General features: G+C 61.9%; 3 protein-coding genes. All 3 read left to right on the forward strand.

The features are described 5' to 3' along the window. Positions 1 to 4 precede the first annotated feature (4 nt). The 3 genes from ACR0L4_RS23405 to folD are packed head-to-tail and all read left to right on the forward strand — an operon-like array spanning position 5 to position 2,987. The gene (locus ACR0L4_RS23405; RefSeq protein ID WP_170752590.1) at positions 5 to 1,681 is read left to right on the forward strand and encodes a formate--tetrahydrofolate ligase; all 1,677 of its coding nucleotides are present in this window, start codon (positions 5 to 7) and stop codon (positions 1,679 to 1,681) included. Positions 1,682 to 1,739: 58 nt separating this feature from the next. After that, complete coding sequence (locus ACR0L4_RS23410; protein ID WP_170752588.1) at positions 1,740 to 2,045, forward strand: chorismate mutase; 306 nt, start codon at positions 1,740 to 1,742, stop codon at positions 2,043 to 2,045. A gap of 51 nt (positions 2,046 to 2,096) precedes the next feature. Further along, the gene (gene folD, locus ACR0L4_RS23415; protein ID WP_480515603.1) at positions 2,097 to 2,987 is read left to right on the forward strand and encodes a bifunctional methylenetetrahydrofolate dehydrogenase/methenyltetrahydrofolate cyclohydrolase FolD; all 891 of its coding nucleotides are present in this window, start codon (positions 2,097 to 2,099) and stop codon (positions 2,985 to 2,987) included. Positions 2,988 to 3,000: the final 13 nt, after the last annotated feature.

Here is a 3,000-nt window from a genome sequence, read left to right on the forward strand (position 1 = left end):
CCCAATGAGTTACAAATCCGATATCGAAATCGCCCGCGAAGCGAACAAGAAGCCGATTCAGGAGATTGGTGCCAGGATTGGCATCGAGACTGCCGATCTTCTGCCCTATGGGCATGACAAGGCGAAGGTGAGCCAGGACTTCATCAACTCGGTTCAGGGTCGTGAAGACGGCAAGCTGATCCTTGTGACCGCGATCAACCCGACCCCTGCGGGTGAGGGTAAGACCACCACCACCGTGGGTCTGGGTGACGGTCTGAACCGTATCGGCAAGAACGCGATGATTTGTATCCGCGAAGCCTCGCTGGGCCCGAACTTCGGCATGAAGGGCGGCGCTGCAGGTGGTGGATATGCGCAGGTTGTTCCGATGGAGGAGATGAACCTGCACTTCACCGGTGACTTTCACGCCATCACCAGCGCGCACTCGCTGCTGTCGGCGATGATCGACAACCACATCTACTGGGGCAACGAAGCCGAGATCGACACCCGCCGCGTTGCATGGCGTCGTGTGGTCGACATGAACGACCGGGCGCTGCGTCAGATCACGGCGTCTCTGGGCGGCGTGTCGAACGGGTTCCCGCGTGAGGCTGGCTTTGACATCACCGTTGCGTCCGAAGTCATGGCGATCCTCTGCCTGGCCAACGACCTGAAAGACCTGGAAAAGCGTCTGGGTGACATCATCGTTGCCTACCGCCGCGACAAAACCCCGGTCTATTGCCGCGACATCAAGGCCGAAGGCGCGATGACCGTGCTGCTGAAAGACGCAATGCAGCCGAACCTGGTGCAGACGCTGGAAAACAACCCGGCCTTTGTCCATGGCGGCCCGTTCGCCAACATCGCGCATGGCTGCAACTCGGTCATTGCCACCAAGACCGCGCTGAAAGTGGCTGACTACGTCGTGACCGAGGCGGGCTTTGGTGCCGATCTCGGCGCCGAGAAGTTCATGAACATCAAATGCCGCAAGGCAGGCATCGCGCCGTCGGCTGTGGTGCTGGTTGCCACCGTGCGCGCGATGAAGATGAATGGCGGTGTGGCCAAGGCCGATCTGGGTGCAGAGAATGTCGATGCCGTGAAATCGGGCTGTGCCAACCTGGGCCGTCACATCGAGAACGTGAAATCCTTTGGTGTGCCGGTTGTTGTGGCCATCAACCACTTTGTCACCGATACCGACGGTGAAGTGCAGGCCGTGAAGGACTATTGCGGTGAACACGGGGTCGAGGCGGTTCTGTCGCGGCACTGGGAACTGGGCTCGGAAGGCTCGGCTCCGCTGGCCGAGAAGGTTGTGGAAATCGTCGAAGGCGGCACTGCGAACTTTGCGCCGATCTACCCCGACGACATGCCACTGTTCGAGAAAGTCGAGACCATTGCCAAGCGCATCTACCGCGCGGACGAGGTTCTGGCCGACAACAAGATCCGCAACCAGCTGCGCGAGTGGGAAGAGGCGGGCTATGGCAACCTGCCGGTCTGCATGGCGAAAACCCAGTATTCGTTCTCGACCGACCCGTCCCTGCGCGGCGCGCCCACCGGCCATTCGGTTCCGGTGCGCGAGGTGCGCCTGAGCGCGGGCGCGGGCTTTATCGTGGTTGTCTGCGGTGAGATCATGACCATGCCTGGTCTGCCGCGCAAGCCGGCAGCCGAAACCATCTGCCTCAATGACGCAGGTGAGATCGAAGGCTTGTTCTAAGCCGCCGAATAAGACATCTCGTGGTCCGGGGAGTGCCCCGGGCCATGAGGAGACGAACATGCCCACTCTGACACCGCCGCAAGACTGCCATTCGATGCAGGATCTGCGGGTTCAGATCGACAAGCTGGACCGCCAGCTGATCGAGATGCTGGTGAGGCGCGCAAGCTATATTGATCGCGCGTCTGAGCTGAAGCCGGGCGAGGGCCTGCCCGCCCGTATCCCGGACCGGGTCGAGGACGTGGTGCAAAAGGTGCGCGCCAGTTCGGAAGCGGCGGGGATGGACCCCGATCTTGCCGAAAAGCTCTGGCGCATTCTGATTGACTGGTCGATTGCACGTGAGGAACGTGTGCTCGGCCCCGAGTAAAGACCGGGCGCGTTCTGCGCCCGTTTGGGTTTTGAAGGAAGGGACCAAAGGATGGTAGCGCAGGTTATCGACGGGAAGGCCTTTGCCGCCAAAGTGCGCGCGCAGGTGGCCGATCAGGTTGCAAAGCTGAAAGAGGAAAACGGCATCACCCCCGGTCTGGCCGTGGTTCTGGTGGGCGAGGATCCGGCCAGCCAGGTCTATGTCCGGTCCAAAGGCAAGATGACCGTCGAGGTCGGCATGAACTCGTACGAGCACAAGCTGGATGTGGACACGTCCGAAGCGGATCTGCTGGCCCTGATCGACAAGCTGAACACCGATCCGGCGGTGCACGGTATTCTGGTGCAACTGCCCCTGCCCAAGCATCTGAACGAGGATCTGGTGATCAACGCGATCGACCCGGCCAAGGATGTTGACGGGTTCCACATCTCGAATGTGGGTCTGCTGGGGACCGGTCAGAAATCGATGGTGCCCTGTACGCCGCTGGGCTGCCTGATGATGCTGCGGGACCATCACGGGTCGCTGTCGGGCTTGGATGCGGTTGTGATCGGCCGGTCGAACATCGTCGGCAAGCCGATGGCGCAACTGCTGCTGGGTGACAGCTGCACCGTGACCATCGCGCATTCGCGCACCAAGGACCTGCCGGATGTCGTGCGCCGCGCCGACATCGTTGTGGCCGCCGTGGGCCGCCCCGAGATGGTTCCGGGCGACTGGATCAAGGAAGGCGCCACCGTCATCGACGTCGGCATCAACAGGATCGAAAGCGATGGCAAGACCAAGCTGGTCGGAGACGTGGACTACGCCAGCGCCGCCGCGCGCGCGGGCGCAATCACCCCGGTTCCGGGCGGCGTCGGCCCGATGACCATCGCCTGCCTGCTGGCCAACACACTCACCGCCTGCTGCCGCGCAAACCAACTGCCAGAACCAGAAGGCCTAACCGCGTGATACTAAATGCCGG

This window comes from Ruegeria sp. AB5 (assembly GCF_056542645.1).